Genomic DNA, 15,246 nt, shown 5'->3' with positions numbered 1-15,246 from the left:
TTTTATCTGAAAAAAGTCGCGGTTTCATGCCTGCATGCGTCGAACCGTTGGCCGGAGAGGGCGTTTAGGCCGCCTCCGGTACAGTCAGCATTACCGACTCAGTTTATTTTTGTCAGCGCATAGCGATAAAAGTCACCGTCCGGCACGAACTCAAGACGATGGGTAATACAGGCAGGCGCATCTTCAGCGTGGTGCGAAACAAACAACAATTGCGTTTCACCTTCGCTAATCAGCACATCAACAAAACGGCGGATAAGCTGGCGATTGAGTGGATCAAGCCCCTGTAGTGGTTCATCGAGAATAAGCAACGTCGGATGTTTCACCAGTGCGCGGACAATCAGCGCCAGACGCTGCTGTCCCCAGGAAAGACTATGGAAAGGAGCGTCAGCCGTGCGTTTATCAATGCCGAGAATATCCAGCCACTGCTGCACCAGCTTTTGCTGGCGATCCGAAACGGCCTGATAAATGCCAATCGAATCAAAATAACCAGACAGGATCACATTACGCACGGTAGTGCTGACCCGGTAATCCAGATGCAAACTACTGCTGACGTAACCGATATGCTTTTTGATATCCCAGATGGTTTCGCCGCTGCCGCGACGTCGTCCGAAAAGCGTTAAATCGTTGCTGTAACCTTGCGGATGATCGCCAGTAATCAGGCTTAATAACGTCGATTTTCCCGCGCCATTTGGCCCGACAATTTGCCAGTGTTCGCCTGGATTCACCTGCCAGCTAAGGTTATTAAGAATGGGGCGATCGTTATAAGAAACCACGCCATTGTTCAGCACAATGCGCGGTTCGTTGGCGGGTAAGGCGTGACGTGCTGAAGGTTCATCCGGCTCCGGCAGTTGTACACCTTCAAGCTGTTCGCTATGCGCCAGTTGCGCAACGAGTGCTTGTTGGAGCAGTTCCTCTTTAGCGCCCGTTTCCGCTAACGTACAATCCGCCAGCACGCCAGCAAACTGGACAAATTCCGGGATCTCATCGAAGCGATTGAGCACCAGTACCAGAGTAATACCGGACTGATGTAACGAGGCGAGTAGCTCAGCCAGCTGCTGACGTGAGGCAACATCCAGGCCATCGAACGGCTCATCAAGAATCAACAAGTCAGGCTCCGACATCAGCGCCTGACACAGCAGGGTTTTTCGCGTCTCGCCAGTGGAAAGGTATTTAAAGCGTCGGTCGAGGAGGGCGGTAATACCGAACTGCTGCGCCAGTTGCATACAACGCGGTGCATCCTTTACTTCATCCTGAATGATTTCAGCCGTGGTACGCCCGGTGTCATCTTCGCCAGGGCCGAGCATATCGGTGTTATTCCGCTGCCATTCGTCGCTGACGAGCTTTTGCAATTGCTCGAAGGAGAGACGAGTGATGTGGGAAAACTGGCTTTGCCGCTCACCTTTCAAAAGCGGAAGTTCCCCCGCCAGCGCGCGGGCCAGGGCCGATTTCCCGCTTCCATTCGAACCGACAAACGCCCAACTATCACCCGCGTTTAACGTTAGCTGAGGCAATTGCAGCGTTTTTGTGTCGCTAAGACGAAACGTGCCTTGCAAAATTTGCAATGATGACATTTTATATCCCATTTTGTGCAGCGATTACTGACAGGGATACGTGTTTCATAACAAATTGTCAACACGCTTAGCACAGCGTGGCGATAATCACGCTGTCGGCATTAAAGTAGGCCGTGACATTCTGTCCTTGCTGAAGAGAAGTCGCTTCATTTACCGGCACTGTGGCGCACAGTGTTTGCCCGTCGGGTAGCGCCATTAATACTTCGCACTGCTCTGCGCCGCGCTCAATATGACTAATAATACCCGGTAATTGGTTGTCGGCGTTTTGTGCGACCGCTTCGTCCTGAGTAATGCCTACCCACGGCGCTTTTAGTAATATCAACACTTCTTTGCCTTCATCCAGCCCCAGACGCGCGCCGCTTTGTGCGGTAATTGCGACTTTCAGGCGTGTTTTTCCGTCAGCCAGTAAGACATCAACATGCTGTTGAACGTCATCATGATCGCGGGCGGTGATGGTGCCAAACCATTGGTTACGGGCGCTGGTTTGCAGTGAAAAACGTGAGATCGCGGCCAGCAGGCTGTTCAGCGGCAGGGCGTCATCGTCACTTAACACATCAAAGGCTTTTTGCTGGATTTGCGCCAGTAAGTCATAGAGCTGAATCAGTCGCTGACCATAGCGGGTCAGTACTGCGCCGCCGCCACCTTTACCGCCTGTTGCGCGCTCGACCAGAATATGCTCACTTAACTGATTCATTTCGTTAATGGCATCCCAGGCGCTTTTATAGCTGATACCGGCATCTTTCGCTCCCTGGCTAATGGAACCGGAAAGCGCAATGTGTTTTAGTAGCGAAATGCGGCGCGGGTCGGCGAATAATTTTTGTTGGAGCTTAAGGGTGAGAAGGATTTCGGCCTGCATAACAATATCCTGGCAAAAGTCTTATTGTGACGGAAAACGGACGCCACGCAAAGCTGACCGCACAAAAGGGGAGTGCTTTTCTGTGCTTAGCGGTTAGAATAGTCTCATGACTATATCTGGAGTTGACCATGTTAGAGTTATTAAAAAGTCTGGTATTCGCCGTAATCATGGTACCTGTCGTGATGGCCATCATCCTGGGTCTGATTTACGGTCTTGGTGAAGTATTCAACATCTTTTCTGGTGTTGGTAAAAAAGACCAGCCCGGACAAAATCATTGATTCCCTGAATGCCCGCTTAGTCGGGCATTTCTTTTTCTCAACTTCCTGCTTTTCCTGCCGATATTTTTTCTCATCTACCTCACAAAGGTTAGCAATAACTGCTGGGAAAATTCTGAGTTAGCCGTTATATTGTCGCCTACATAACGTTACATTAAGGGGTTACCAATGGCTCGTAAATGGTTGAACTTGTTTGCCGGGGCGGCACTCTCTTTCGCTGTTGCTGGCAATGCACTGGCAGATGAAGGGAAAATCACGGTGTTCGCCGCCGCATCACTGACTAACGCAATGCAGGACATTGCTACGCAGTATAAAAAAGAGAAAGGCGTGGATGTGGTTTCTTCTTTCGCTTCGTCATCTACTCTCGCCCGTCAGATTGAAGCGGGTGCGCCTGCGGATCTGTTTATTTCTGCCGATCAGAAATGGATGGATTATGCGGTTGATAAAAAAGCGATCGATACAGCTACGCGTCAGACACTGCTCGGCAATAGCCTGGTCGTTGTAGCACCGAAAGCCAGCGAGCAGAAAGATTTCACCATCGACAGCAAAACCAACTGGACTTCGCTGCTGAATGGCGGTCGTCTGGCGGTTGGCGATCCGGAACATGTTCCCGCTGGCATTTATGCAAAAGAAGCACTGCAAAAACTGGGCGCATGGGATACGCTCTCCCCGAAACTGGCTCCGGCGGAAGATGTTCGTGGCGCGCTGGCGTTGGTCGAACGCAATGAAGCGCCGCTGGGCATAGTTTACGGTTCTGACGCAGTTGCCAGCAAAGGGGTAAAAGTGGTCGCCACCTTCCCGGAAGATTCGCATAAAAAAGTGGAATACCCGGTTGCTGTTGTGGAAGGGCATAACAATGCGACAGTGAAAGCATTTTATGATTATTTGAAAGGGCCGCAGGCTGCGGAAATCTTTAAACGTTACGGATTTACAACCAAGTAATGATACTGACCGATCCAGAATGGCAGGCGGTTTTACTAAGCCTGAAAGTTTCTTCCCTGGCTGTGCTGTTTAGCCTGCCGTTTGGGATCTTTTTTGCCTGGTTACTGGTGCGTTGCACGTTTCCGGGCAAAGCTCTGCTCGACAGCGTACTGCATCTACCGCTGGTGTTACCGCCCGTGGTCGTCGGTTACTTATTATTAGTTTCGATGGGACGGCGCGGATTTATCGGTGAACGTCTGTATGACTGGTTTGGCATTACCTTCGCCTTTAGCTGGCGCGGCGCGGTTCTCGCTGCCGCCGTCATGTCGTTTCCGCTGATGGTGCGGGCAATTCGTCTGGCGCTGGAAGGTGTTGATATCAAACTGGAACAGGCCGCAAGAACACTGGGTGCCGGGCGCTGGCGCGTTTTCTTTACTATCACGTTACCGCTGACCTTACCGGGCATTATTGTTGGTACGGTACTGGCTTTTGCTCGTTCTCTCGGTGAGTTTGGTGCAACCATCACCTTTGTGTCGAACATTCCTGGTGAAACGCGAACCATTCCTTCTGCCATGTATACCCTGATCCAGACCCCCGGCGGGGAAAGTGGCGCGGCGAGACTGTGCATTATTTCTATTGCACTGGCGATGATCTCCCTGTTGATTTCAGAATGGCTGGCCAGAATCAGCCGTGAACGGGCGGGGCGCTAATCATGCTGGAACTGAATTTTTCCCAGACGTTGGGCAACCATTGCCTGACCATTAATGAAACGCTGCCCGCCAATGGCATCACTGCTATCTTTGGCGTCTCCGGTGCCGGAAAAACTTCGCTGATTAACGCCATCAGTGGACTGACGCGCCCGCAAAAAGGGCGGATTGTCCTCAATGGGCGGGTACTAAATGATGCCGAAAAAGGTATCTGCCTGACGCCAGAAAAGCGTCGCGTTGGCTATGTTTTTCAGGATGCGCGGCTGTTCCCGCATTACAAAGTGCGTGGCAATCTGCGCTACGGCATGTCGAAAAGTATGGTCGATCAGTTCGATAAGCTGGTGGCGCTTTTAGGCATTGAACCGTTGCTTGACCGTTTACCAGGCAGCCTGTCCGGAGGCGAAAAACAGCGCGTGGCGATTGGTCGGGCTTTGCTGACAGCACCGGAATTGCTGTTGCTGGATGAACCGCTGGCGTCACTGGATATTCCGCGTAAATGCGAACTGTTGCCTTATCTGCAACGGCTGACACGGGAAATCAACATTCCGATGTTGTATGTCAGCCATTCGCTGGATGAGATCCTCCATCTGGCAGACAGAGTGATGGTACTGGAAAACGGTCAGGTGAAAGCCTTTGGCGTGCTGGAGGAAGTGTGGGGCAGTAGCGTGATGAATCCGTGGCTGCCGAAAGAGCAACAAAGTAGCATTCTGAAAGTGACGGTGCTTGAGCATCATCCGCATTACGCGATGACCGCGCTGGCGCTGGGCGATCAGCATTTGTGGGTCAATAAGCTGGACGAACCGCTGCAAGCTGCGCTACGCATCCGCATTCAGGCTACCGATGTCTCGCTGGTTTTACAACCGCCGCAGCAAACCAGCATTCGTAACGTATTGCGGGCAAAAGTTGTTAATAGTTATGACGACAACGGCCAGGTGGAAGTGGAGCTGGAAGTCGGCGGTAAAACGCTGTGGGCGCGTATCAGCCCGTGGGCCAGGGATGAACTGGCGATCAAACCAGGCTTGTGGCTGTACGCGCAAATTAAAAGTGTGTCGATAACCGCCTGATTAAATCAGGTGGCTATAAATGAACTGGGCAATGCTGTCGGTGGTGTTATCACCAATCACAATGTTGGCGCGCGCTTTTACCGCGTCATCGGCGTTGCCCATCGCCACGCCTGTACCAGCGGCTTCCAGCATACTGATATCATTAAAGTTATCGCCGAATGCCACGACGTTTTCCATCGACCAACCTTGTGCCTCAACCCATTTCGTCAAACGTTTACCTTTGCTGTTGCCGCCGCGTGCAATATCAACCTGATCGTGCCAGGACCATTCACACTCCAGTCCCAGTTCATGTTCGACATGCTTACCAAAATGCTGCAATTGCGGCAGGTCATCGTGCGTCAGGGCGAACTTCCATACGGCGTTAACTTGTTGCGCCGTTTCAGCCAGAGAAGCGACTTGTGTGAAAGTCGGACGCTGTTCCGGCGGCAGGGTTTGCGCCCAGTTAGACGTGCGAATGACATGCCCGGTCGGGTGCTCATAGACCATTGCATCATCGACATACATCAGACCGTGAATGTGGTGTTCATTCAGCATCTCAATGAGTTGCAGGGCTTTATTAACGGGCATTGGGTCCGCTTCCAGCACTGTTTTTGCATGATAATCATACAAATAGGTGCCATTACAGCAAATAGCAGGTGTATCCAGCGCCAGCGCCTGATAAAAAGGATGAATAGCGACGTGATGGCGACCTGTGACGATGATTAATTGATAGCCTGCTTCGCGAGCGCGGGCCAGGGCTTCTATCGATGATGGAAGCAAGGTCTTTTTCGGGGTCAATAAGGTGCCGTCTAAGTCGAGAGCAATCACGCGTGTGGTCATGGCGTATTCCAGATTAAGGTTAAGAATTTTCTTCTGCGCGAATGGTACACCGATACCACTATCGGACAAAATTCTGCGTTTTAATTCAGCATTCACCGCCAAAAGCGACTAATTTTAGCTGTTACAGTCAGTTGCTAAATGCAAAGGAGCATTCATGAAGCAAACAGTTTATATCGCCAGCCCTGAGAGCCAGCAAATTCACGTCTGGAACCTGAATCATGAAGGCGCACTGACGCTGACACAGGTTGTCGATGTGCCGGGGCAGGTGCAGCCGATGGTGGTCAGCCCGGACAAACGTTATCTCTATGTTGGTGTGCGCCCTGAGTTTCGCGTCCTGGCGTATCGTATCGCCCCGGACGATGGCGCACTGACCTTTGCCGCAGAGTCTGCGCTGCCGGGTAGTCCGACGCATATTTCCACCGATCACCAGGGGCAGTTTGTCTTTGTTGGTTCTTACAATGCGGGTAACGTGAGCGTAACGCGTCTGGAAGATGGCCTGCCAGTGGGCGTCGTCGATGTGGTCGAGGGGCTGGACGGTTGCCATTCCGCCAATATCTCACCGGACAACCGTACGCTGTGGGTTCCGGCATTAAAGCAGGATCGCATTTGTCTGTTTACGGTCAGCGATGATGGTCATCTGGTGGCACAGGACCCTGCGGAAGTGACTACCGTTGAAGGGGCCGGCCCGCGTCATATGGTATTCCATCCAAACGAACAATATGCGTATTGCGTCAATGAGTTAAACAGCTCAGTGGATGTCTGGGAACTGAAAGATCCGCATGGCAATATCGAATGTGTCCAGACGCTGGATATGATGCCGGAAAACTTCTCCGACACCCGTTGGGCGGCTGATATTCATATCACCCCGGATGGTCGTCATTTATACGCCTGCGACCGTACCGCCAATCTGATAACTGTTTTCAGCGTTTCGGAAGATGGCAGCGTGTTGAGTAAAGAAGGCTTCCAGCCAACGGAAACCCAGCCGCGCGGCTTCAATGTTGATCACAGCGGCAAGTATCTGATTGCCGCCGGGCAAAAATCTCACCACATCTCGGTATACGAAATTGTTGGCGAGCAGGGGCTACTGCATGAAAAAGGCCGCTATGCGGTCGGGCAGGGACCAATGTGGGTGGTGGTTAACGCACACTAACCGCTGATTTACCCGGCGCAGTCTCTTCTGCGCCGGTGTATTAACCTATCTCCTGTAACGCATGTCTCTGGCGTTCGACGATATTGGTCCACAAATTGTCTTTATCGTCAGTCCACAAATTAATCAGCAAGGCAAAAAAGCGTTCAGCTGCCGGAGAAAGCACGGCATCTTTGCGGCGAATAATCCCCAATGTCCGACGTATAACCGGTTCCACCAGCGGGATACCAATAATCGAAGAATAGGGTGCATGGGGCATTGCCAGACCAGGAAGCGCCGAAATCCCCAGTCCCGCCTCCACCAGTCCTAATGACGTCGAAAGATGACGCACTTCGTAAAACCAGTCCAGCTTCCAGGGCTTGTCGGCCAGCTGTTGTTCTATCAACAGTCGGTTGCCGCTGGAGGAGCGTACGCCAATCATTTTGTAACCCACTAACTCCTGCCATTCTACAAGCTGCTTTTTGGCCAATGGATGGTCACGCCGACAGGCCAGCACGAACGGCTCGTTGACCAGTGGGGTAAAATCAATGGATGAATTTGTGACGTTGTTCATGTTTATGCCAAAGTCTGATTCGTTACACAGCACCGATTCCATGCAATTATTCGTGCCTTGTTCCAGAATCCGCACTTTAATATTGGGATACAGCTCATTAAATTTACCGATTGCCAGCGGTAAAAAATAAAATACCGCGGTCGGAATACACGCTAACGTCACCATACCACGATGATCAGCATTCATATCACGAATATTAAAAAGCGTTTCATCGAATTTCTTTATTAATTCCCGCGCCTCCGGGAGCAACCTTTTTCCTGCTTTTGTTAACGTAACCTTGCGAGTTGTACGCTCAAATAGTTGAATATGTAAATCTTCCTCCATCTTTTTTATTCTTCGCGTTAATGCAGGTTGCGTAATATTGAGTAATTTAGCGGCATTGTTAAATGAACTGGACTCTGCCAGTATGACAAATGCCTTCATACTTGATAATTCATGCTTCATTATTACTCCGAAAAATGGAAGCGTCGATTTTGGGTGGCTGGCCGTTAAAAATTTTAACTGCATTTAGCCAACTTAAATTAATGAAAAAATGTTATTAATCGTTGAGCTAAAGTCATTAGAGATGCTTTGCCCTTAATGTAACCATATCGCAATAAGTTATGTTTTTAAATTGAGGGCATTATTATGAAAAAAATACCCTGCGTGATGATGCGAGGTGGAACCTCGAGGGGCGCGTTCCTGTTAGCGGAACATCTACCCGAAGATCAAACGCAGCGCGATAAAATATTGATGGCAATTATGGGTTCCGGTAACGATCTGGAAATTGACGGTATTGGCGGCGGTAATCCGCTGACCAGTAAAGTCGCCATTATTAGCCGTTCCAGCGATCCGCGTGCAGATGTCGATTATCTGTTTGCTCAAGTTATCGTCCATGAGCAACGTGTCGATACCACGCCTAACTGCGGCAATATGCTGTCTGGGGTTGGGGCATTCGCCATTGAAAATGGTTTGATTGCAGCGACTTCGCCAGTTACCCGCGTACGTATCCGCAACGTCAATACTGGTACGTTCATCGAGGCTGATGTGCAAACGCCAAATGGTGTTGTCGAGTACGAGGGTGGCGCCAGAATTGACGGCGTACCGGGTACTGCCGCACCGGTTGCGCTCACTTTCCTGAATGCCGCCGGAACCAAAACCGGAAAAGTCTTCCCGACTGATAATCAGATTGATTATTTTGACGATGTCCCGGTGACCTGTATCGATATGGCGATGCCAGTTGTCATTATTCCTGCTGAATATCTGGGAAAAACAGGCTATGAATCACCGGCGGAGCTGGATGCCGACAAAGCATTATTAGCCCGCATTGAATCTATCCGTCTACAAGCGGGTAAAGCAATGGGCTTAGGCGATGTCAGTAATATGGTTATCCCTAAACCTGTGCTTATTTCTCCAGCGCAGAAAGGCGGAGCAATTAATGTGCGTTATTTTATGCCGCATTCTTGCCATCGCGCGCTGGCGATAACCGGAGCTATTGCCATTTCCAGTAGTTGTGCATTGGAAGGCACCGTCACCCGACAAATCGTCCCTTCTGTAGGATACGGCAATATCACCTAGATTCTACGTCAGTACTTCAAAAAGCATAATCAAAGCCTTGATAAATATGCATTCCTTCGAAATTCAGCTTTCACCCATTGGGTGAAAGAAAAGTGCTCAAAAATATGTTAAATTATCAGCTTTTATGACTCGATATATGGTAAAATAATAGTAAGAAAAGTAGTAAAAAGGGGTTCTAATTATGATTAATAAAATTGATTTCAAAGCTAAGAATCTAACATCAAATGCAGGTCTTTTTCTGCTCCTTGAGAATGCAAAAAGCAATGGGATTTTTGATTTTATTGAAAATGACCTCGTATTTGATAATGACTCAACAAATAAAATCAAGATGAATCATATAAAGACCATGCTCTGCGGTCACTTCATTGGCATTGATAAGTTAGAACGTCTAAAGCTACTTCAAAATGATCCCCTCGTCAACGAGTTTGATATTTCCGTAAAAGAACCTGAAACAGTGTCACGGTTTCTAGGAAACTTCAACTTCAAGACAACCCAAATGTTTAGAGACATTAATTTTAAAGTCTTTAAAAAACTGCTCACTAAAAGTAAATTGACATCCATTACGATTGATATTGATAGTAGTGTAATTAACGTAGAAGGTCATCAAGAAGGTGCGTCAAAAGGATATAATCCTAAGAAACTGGGAAACCGATGCTACAATATCCAATTTGCATTTTGCGACGAATTAAAAGCATATGTTACCGGATTTGTAAGAAGTGGCAATACTTACACTGCAAACGGTGCTGCGGAAATGATCAAAGAAATTGTTGCTAACATCAAATCAGACGATTTAGAAATTTTATTTCGAATGGATAGTGGCTACTTTGATGAAAAAATTATCGAAACGATAGAATCTCTTGGATGCAAATATTTAATTAAAGCCAAAAGTTATTCTACACTCACCTCACAAGCAACGAATTCATCAATTGTATTCGTTAAAGGAGAAGAAGGTAGAGAAACTACAGAACTGTATACAAAATTAGTTAAATGGGAAAAAGACAGAAGATTTGTCGTATCTCGCGTACTGAAACCAGAAAAAGAAAGAGCACAATTATCACTTTTAGAAGGTTCCGAATACGACTACTTTTTCTTTGTAACAAATACTACCTTGCTTTCTGAAAAAGTAGTTATATACTATGAAAAGCGTGGTAATGCTGAAAACTATATCAAAGAAGCCAAATACGACATGGCGGTGGGTCATCTCTTGCTAAAGTCATTTTGGGCGAATGAAGCCGTGTTTCAAATGATGATGCTTTCATATAACCTATTTTTGTTGTTCAAGTTTGATTCCTTGGACTCTTCAGAATACAGACAGCAAATAAAGACCTTTCGTTTGAAGTATGTATTTCTTGCAGCAAAAATAATCAAAACCGCAAGATATGTAATCATGAAGTTGTCGGAAAACTATCCGTACAAGGGAGTGTATGAAAAATGTCTGGTATAATAAGAATATCATCAATAAAATTGAGTGTTGCTCTGTGGATAACTTGCAGAGTTTATTAAGTATCATTGCAGCAAAGATGAAATCAATGATTTATCAAAAATGATTGAAAGGTGGTTGTAAATAATGTTACAATGTGTGAGAAGCAGTCTAAATTCTTCGTGAAATAGTGATTTTTGAAGCTAATAAAAAACACACGTGGAATTTAGGGACTATTCATGTTGTTGTTATTTCGTATCTTCCAGAATAAGGAATCCCATGGTTAAAAAATCACTGCGCCAGTTCACGCTGATGGCGACGGCAACCGTCACGCTGTTGTTAGGAAGTGTGCCGCTGTATGCGCAAACGGCGGACGTACAGCAAAAACTTGCCGAATTAGAGCGGCAGTCGGGAGGCAGACTGGGTGTGGCATTGATTAACACAGCAGATAATTCGCAAATACTTTATCGTGCTGATGAGCGCTTTGCGATGTGCAGCACCAGTAAAGTGATGGCCGCGGCCGCGGTGCTGAAGAAAAGTGAAAGCGAACCGAATCTGTTAAATCAGCGAGTTGAGATCAAAAAATCTGACCTTGTTAACTATAATCCGATTGCGGAAAAGCACGTCAATGGGACGATGTCACTGGCTGAGCTTAGCGCGGCCGCGCTACAGTACAGCGATAACGTGGCGATGAATAAGCTGATTGCTCACGTTGGCGGCCCGGCTAGCGTCACCGCGTTCGCCCGACAGCTGGGAGACGAAACGTTCCGTCTCGACCGTACCGAGCCGACGTTAAACACCGCCATTCCGGGCGATCCGCGTGATACCACTTCACCTCGGGCAATGGCGCAAACTCTGCGGAATCTGACGCTGGGTAAAGCATTGGGCGACAGCCAACGGGCGCAGCTGGTGACATGGATGAAAGGCAATACCACCGGTGCAGCGAGCATTCAGGCTGGACTGCCTGCTTCCTGGGTTGTGGGGGATAAAACCGGCAGCGGTGGCTATGGCACCACCAACGATATCGCGGTGATCTGGCCAAAAGATCGTGCGCCGCTGATTCTGGTCACTTACTTCACCCAGCCTCAACCTAAGGCAGAAAGCCGTCGCGATGTATTAGCGTCGGCGGCTAAAATCGTCACCGACGGTTTGTAATAGCGGAAACGGAATGGGGAAACTCATTCCGTTTTTGTTTATCGCCTTAGACGGCAAAAGTGCTGTCGCCCACCTGCGCTTGCGCATACCAGGCCATAAGCTCCGTGGTTCCTGGTTCTCCTTCCGCTGGAGCCCAGTGCGCATAGTCATCGGCAGCCACGGGTTGATAGCCACCGTGTTTTACTTCAAAAATTATGCCACCGGTATCCAGCGACAGCACGGCATGCCAGGTTCCTGCGGCCATCTCCAGCACCGTACAGGTTTCCCCCAATATCGCCCGATGGGTGACGGTACCCCGATCGTCAAAATTCAGCACCACGAAACGACCCCTTAATGGCAACAGTAGCTCGAAGGTGTGAGGGTGTCGGTGCGGGCGCACGTAGGTCCCAGGTCATATTCCTTCCGGCGTCCGGCATTTTACCGCCAGACAGCTCGGGATTCGTGATATCACCGTTCTTGCAGAATACGGTCAGAGGGAAAATACCCGCCGTGAGCATGCAGCGCTGATACGTCAGCACTATCAGTATCGTGAATTTGCCTGGCCCTGGACATTTCGCCTTACCCGTCTTTTATATACCCGGAGCTGGATAAGCAACGAACGTCCTGGCCTGCTTTTCGATCTGGCGACAGGGTGGCTTATGCAACATCGTATTATTCTCCCCGGAGCCACTACGCTGACCCGGTTGATTTCAGAGGTAAGGGAAAAGGCGACGTTGCGCCTGTGGAACAAACTGGCACTGATACCGTCAGCCGAACAGCGTTCACAGCTGGAGATGCTGCTGGGGCCAACTGATTGCAGCCGCCTGTCTTTACTGGAATCACTGAAAAAGGGCCCTGTGACCATCAGTGGTCCGGCGTTTAATGAAGCAATTGAACGCTGGAAAACTCTGAACGATTTTGGCCTGCATGCTGAAAACCTGAGTACACTCCCGGCTGTGCGCCTGAAAAATCTCGCACGTTATGCTGGTATGACTTCGGTGTTCAATATTGCCAGGATGTCACCGCAGAAAAGGATGGCGGTTCTGGTTGCCTTTGTCCTTGCATGGGAAACGCTGGCGCTGGATGATGCATTGGACGTTCTGGACGCCATGCTGGCCGTTATCATCCGTGACGCCAGAAAGATTGGGCAGAAAAAACGGCTCCGCTCGCTGAAGGATCTGGATAAATCTGCATTGGCGCTCGCCAGCGCATGTTCGTACCTGCTGAAAGAAGAAACACCGGACGAATCGATTCGTGCTGAGGTGTTCAGCTACATCCCAAGGCAAAAGCTGGCTGAAATCATCACGCTTGTCCGTGAAATTGCCCGGCCCTCAGACGATAATTTTCATGAAGAAATGGTGGAGCAGTACGGGCGCGTTCGTCGTTTCCTGCCCCATCTGCTGAATACCGTTAAATTTTCATCCGCACCTGCCGGGGTTACCACTCTGAATGCCTGTGACTACCTCAGCCGGGAGTTCAGCTCACGGCGGCAGTTTTTTGACGACGCACCAACGGAAATTATCAGTCGGTCATGGAAACGGCTGGTGATTAACAAGGAAAAACATATCACCCGCAGGGGATACACGCTCTGCTTTCTCAGTAAACTGCAGGATAGTCTGAGGCGGAGGGATGTCTACGTTACCGGCAGTAACCGGTGGGGAGATCCTCGTGCAAGATTACTACAGGGTGCTGACTGGCAGGCAAACCGGATTAAGGTTTATCGTTCTTTGGGGCACCCGACAGACCCGCAGGAAGCAATAAAATCTCTGGGTCATCAGCTTGATAGTCGTTACAGACAGGTTGCTGCACGTCTTTGCGAAAATGAGGCTGTCGAACTCGATGTTTCTGGCCCGAAGCCCCGGTTGACAATTTCTCCCCTCGCCAGTCTTGATGAGCCGGACAGTCTGAAACGACTGAGCAAAATGATCAGTGATCTACTCCCTCCGGTGGATTTAACGGAGTTGCTGCTCGAAATTAACGCCCATACCGGATTTGCTGATGAGTTTTTCCATGCTAGTGAAGCCAGTGCCAGAGTTGATGATCTGCCCGTCAGCATCAGCGCCGTGCTGATGGCTGAAGCCTGCAATATCGGTCTGGAACCACTGATCAGATCAAATGTTCCTGCACTGACCCGACACCGGCTGAACTGGACAAAAGCGAACTATCTGCGGGCTGAAACTATCACCAGCGCTAATGCCAGACTGGTTGATTTTCAGGCAACGCTGCCACTGGCACAGATATGGGGTGGAGGAGAAGTGGCATCTGCAGATGGAATGCGCTTTGTTACGCCAGTCAGAACAATCAATGCCGGACCGAACCGCAAATACTTTGGTAATAACAGAGGGATCACCTGGTACAACTTTGTGTCCGATCAGTATTCCGGCTTTCATGGCATCGTTATACCGGGGACGCTGAGGGACTCTATCTTTGTGCTGGAAGGTCTTCTGGAACAGGAGACCGGGCTGAATCCAACCGAAATTATGACCGATACAGCAGGTGCCAGCGAACTTGTCTTTGGCCTTTTCTGGCTGCTGGGATACCAGTTTTCTCCACGCCTGGCTGATGCCGGTGCTTCGGTTTTCTGGCGAATGGACCATGATGCCGACTATGGCGTGCTGAATGATATTGCCAGAGGGCAATCAGATCCCCGAAAAATAGTCCTTCAGTGGGACGAAATGATCCGGACCGCTGGCTCCCTGAAGCTGGGCAAAGTACAGGTTTCAGTGCTGGTCCGTTCATTGCTGAAAAGTGAACGTCCTTCCGGACTGACTCAGGCAATCATTGAAGTGGGGCGCATCAACAAAACGCTGTATCTGCTTAATTATATTGATGATGAAGATTACCGCCGGCGCATTCTGACCCAGCTTAATCGGGGAGAAAGTCGCCATGCCGTTGCCAGAGCCATCTGTCACGGTCAAAAAGGTGAGATAAGAAAACGATATACCGACGGTCAGGAAGATCAACTGGGCACACTGGGGCTGGTCACTAACGCCGTCGTGTTATGGAACACTATTTATATGCAGGCAGCCCTGGATCATCTCCGGGCGCAGGGTGAAACACTGAATGATGAAGATATCGCACGCCTCTCCCCGCTTTGCCACGGACATATCAATATGCTCGGCCATTATTCCTTCACGCTGGCAGAACTGGTGACCAAAGGACATCTGAGACCATTAAAAGAGGCGTCAGAGGCAGAAAACGTTGCTTAACGTGAGTTTTCGT

At 49.4% G+C, this 15,246-nt stretch carries 11 protein-coding genes and 3 pseudogenes; 9 read left to right on the top strand and 5 right to left on the bottom strand.

Going from position 1 to position 15,246, the window contains the following annotated elements:
• Positions 1–98 precede the first annotated feature (98 nt).
• Both modF and modE read right to left on the bottom strand, forming a co-directional pair.
• Entirely contained in the window at positions 99–1,571 is a 1,473-nt protein-coding gene (gene modF / locus ACJHX3_RS19175; protein ID WP_000096860.1) for a molybdate ABC transporter ATP-binding protein ModF, read from the bottom strand.
• 67 nt (positions 1,572–1,638) lie between these two features.
• Positions 1,639–2,427 (bottom strand): molybdenum-dependent transcriptional regulator, encoded by a 789-nt coding sequence (gene modE, locus ACJHX3_RS19170; RefSeq protein ID WP_001147439.1) that lies wholly within the window; start codon positions 2,425–2,427, stop codon positions 1,639–1,641.
• A 128-nt stretch (positions 2,428–2,555) separates the two neighbouring features.
• On the opposite strand from modE, the gene acrZ reads away from it, so the two are divergent.
• From acrZ to modC, 4 genes are all read left to right on the top strand, one after another.
• Positions 2,556–2,705 (top strand): multidrug efflux pump accessory protein AcrZ, encoded by a 150-nt coding sequence (acrZ, locus tag ACJHX3_RS19165; protein ID WP_000891515.1) that lies wholly within the window; start codon positions 2,556–2,558, stop codon positions 2,703–2,705.
• 165 nt (positions 2,706–2,870) lie between these two features.
• The gene (modA, locus tag ACJHX3_RS19160; protein WP_000101994.1) at positions 2,871–3,644 is read left to right on the top strand and encodes a molybdate ABC transporter substrate-binding protein; all 774 of its coding nucleotides are present in this window, start codon (positions 2,871–2,873) and stop codon (positions 3,642–3,644) included.
• Positions 3,644–4,333: a molybdate ABC transporter permease subunit gene (modB, locus tag ACJHX3_RS19155; protein ID WP_000604031.1), complete on the top strand. Its 690-nt coding sequence runs from the start codon at positions 3,644–3,646 to the stop codon at positions 4,331–4,333. The genes modA and modB overlap by 1 nt, the downstream gene beginning before the upstream one ends.
• A 2-nt stretch (positions 4,334–4,335) precedes the next feature.
• Entirely contained in the window at positions 4,336–5,394 is a 1,059-nt protein-coding gene (modC, locus tag ACJHX3_RS19150) for a molybdenum ABC transporter ATP-binding protein ModC (protein WP_094308407.1), read from the top strand.
• Here modC and ybhA read toward each other — a convergent pair whose 3' ends face one another.
• The gene (ybhA, locus tag ACJHX3_RS19145) at positions 5,395–6,213 is read right to left on the bottom strand and encodes a bifunctional pyridoxal phosphate/fructose-1,6-bisphosphate phosphatase (RefSeq protein WP_000213425.1); all 819 of its coding nucleotides are present in this window, start codon (positions 6,211–6,213) and stop codon (positions 5,395–5,397) included.
• A 154-nt stretch (positions 6,214–6,367) separates the two neighbouring features.
• On the opposite strand from ybhA, the gene pgl reads away from it, so the two are divergent.
• Positions 6,368–7,363 (top strand): 6-phosphogluconolactonase, encoded by a 996-nt coding sequence (gene pgl, locus ACJHX3_RS19140; RefSeq protein ID WP_000815432.1) that lies wholly within the window; start codon positions 6,368–6,370, stop codon positions 7,361–7,363.
• Between the two features lie 40 nt (positions 7,364–7,403).
• Here the strand turns inward: pgl and ACJHX3_RS19135 are convergent, their stop codons facing one another.
• The gene (locus ACJHX3_RS19135; RefSeq protein ID WP_094321881.1) at positions 7,404–8,357 is read right to left on the bottom strand and encodes a LysR family transcriptional regulator; all 954 of its coding nucleotides are present in this window, start codon (positions 8,355–8,357) and stop codon (positions 7,404–7,406) included.
• A gap of 183 nt (positions 8,358–8,540) precedes the next feature.
• Between ACJHX3_RS19135 and ACJHX3_RS19130 the strand changes: the two are divergent.
• The 3 genes and pseudogenes from ACJHX3_RS19130 to ACJHX3_RS19120 all read left to right on the top strand — a co-directional run.
• Positions 8,541–9,464: pseudogene (locus tag ACJHX3_RS19130) on the top strand (4-oxalomesaconate tautomerase); the annotation flags it as partial.
• Between the two features lie 187 nt (positions 9,465–9,651).
• On the top strand, positions 9,652–10,914 hold the full coding sequence (locus ACJHX3_RS19125; RefSeq protein ID WP_000608644.1) for an IS1380-like element ISEcp1 family transposase: 1,263 nt from the start codon (positions 9,652–9,654) through the stop codon (positions 10,912–10,914).
• Positions 10,915–11,169: 255 nt separating this feature from the next.
• Entirely contained in the window at positions 11,170–12,045 is an 876-nt protein-coding gene (locus ACJHX3_RS19120; RefSeq protein WP_000239590.1) for an extended-spectrum class A beta-lactamase CTX-M-15, read from the top strand.
• Between the two features lie 46 nt (positions 12,046–12,091).
• Here the strand turns inward: ACJHX3_RS19120 and ACJHX3_RS19115 are convergent.
• A pseudogene (locus ACJHX3_RS19115) lies at positions 12,092–12,436 on the bottom strand (WbuC family cupin fold metalloprotein); the annotation flags it as partial.
• A 13-nt stretch (positions 12,437–12,449) separates the two neighbouring features.
• On the opposite strand from ACJHX3_RS19115, the pseudogene ACJHX3_RS19110 reads away from it, so the two are divergent.
• Positions 12,450–15,200: pseudogene (locus tag ACJHX3_RS19110) on the top strand (Tn3-like element Tn3 family transposase); the annotation flags it as partial.
• Between the last annotated feature and the right edge of the window lie 46 nt (positions 15,201–15,246).

The organism is Escherichia sp. WS1265, assembly GCF_046487585.1.
GTDB lineage: Bacteria > Pseudomonadota > Gammaproteobacteria > Enterobacterales > Enterobacteriaceae > Escherichia > Escherichia coli.
This window is presented reverse-complemented; position numbering and strand designations above follow the sequence as displayed.

Excerpts from the sequence above, each read along its gene's own strand:
- acrZ (WP_000891515.1), top strand. The coding sequence starts at position 2,556 with ATGTTAGAGTTATTAAAAAGTCTGGTATTCGCCGTAATCATGGTACCT.
- pgl (WP_000815432.1), top strand. The coding sequence starts at position 6,368 with ATGAAGCAAACAGTTTATATCGCCAGCCCTGAGAGCCAGCAAATTCAC.
- ybhA (WP_000213425.1), bottom strand. The coding sequence starts at position 6,213 with ATGACCACACGCGTGATTGCTCTCGACTTAGACGGCACCTTATTGACC.
- modE (WP_001147439.1), bottom strand. The coding sequence starts at position 2,427 with ATGCAGGCCGAAATCCTTCTCACCCTTAAGCTCCAACAAAAATTATTC.
- modA (WP_000101994.1), top strand. The coding sequence starts at position 2,871 with ATGGCTCGTAAATGGTTGAACTTGTTTGCCGGGGCGGCACTCTCTTTC.
- ACJHX3_RS19135 (WP_094321881.1), bottom strand. The coding sequence starts at position 8,357 with ATGAAGCATGAATTATCAAGTATGAAGGCATTTGTCATACTGGCAGAG.
- modF (WP_000096860.1), bottom strand. The coding sequence starts at position 1,571 with ATGTCATCATTGCAAATTTTGCAAGGCACGTTTCGTCTTAGCGACACA.
- modB (WP_000604031.1), top strand. The coding sequence starts at position 3,644 with ATGATACTGACCGATCCAGAATGGCAGGCGGTTTTACTAAGCCTGAAA.
- modC (WP_094308407.1), top strand. The coding sequence starts at position 4,336 with ATGCTGGAACTGAATTTTTCCCAGACGTTGGGCAACCATTGCCTGACC.
- ACJHX3_RS19120 (WP_000239590.1), top strand. The coding sequence starts at position 11,170 with ATGGTTAAAAAATCACTGCGCCAGTTCACGCTGATGGCGACGGCAACC.
- ACJHX3_RS19125 (WP_000608644.1), top strand. The coding sequence starts at position 9,652 with ATGATTAATAAAATTGATTTCAAAGCTAAGAATCTAACATCAAATGCA.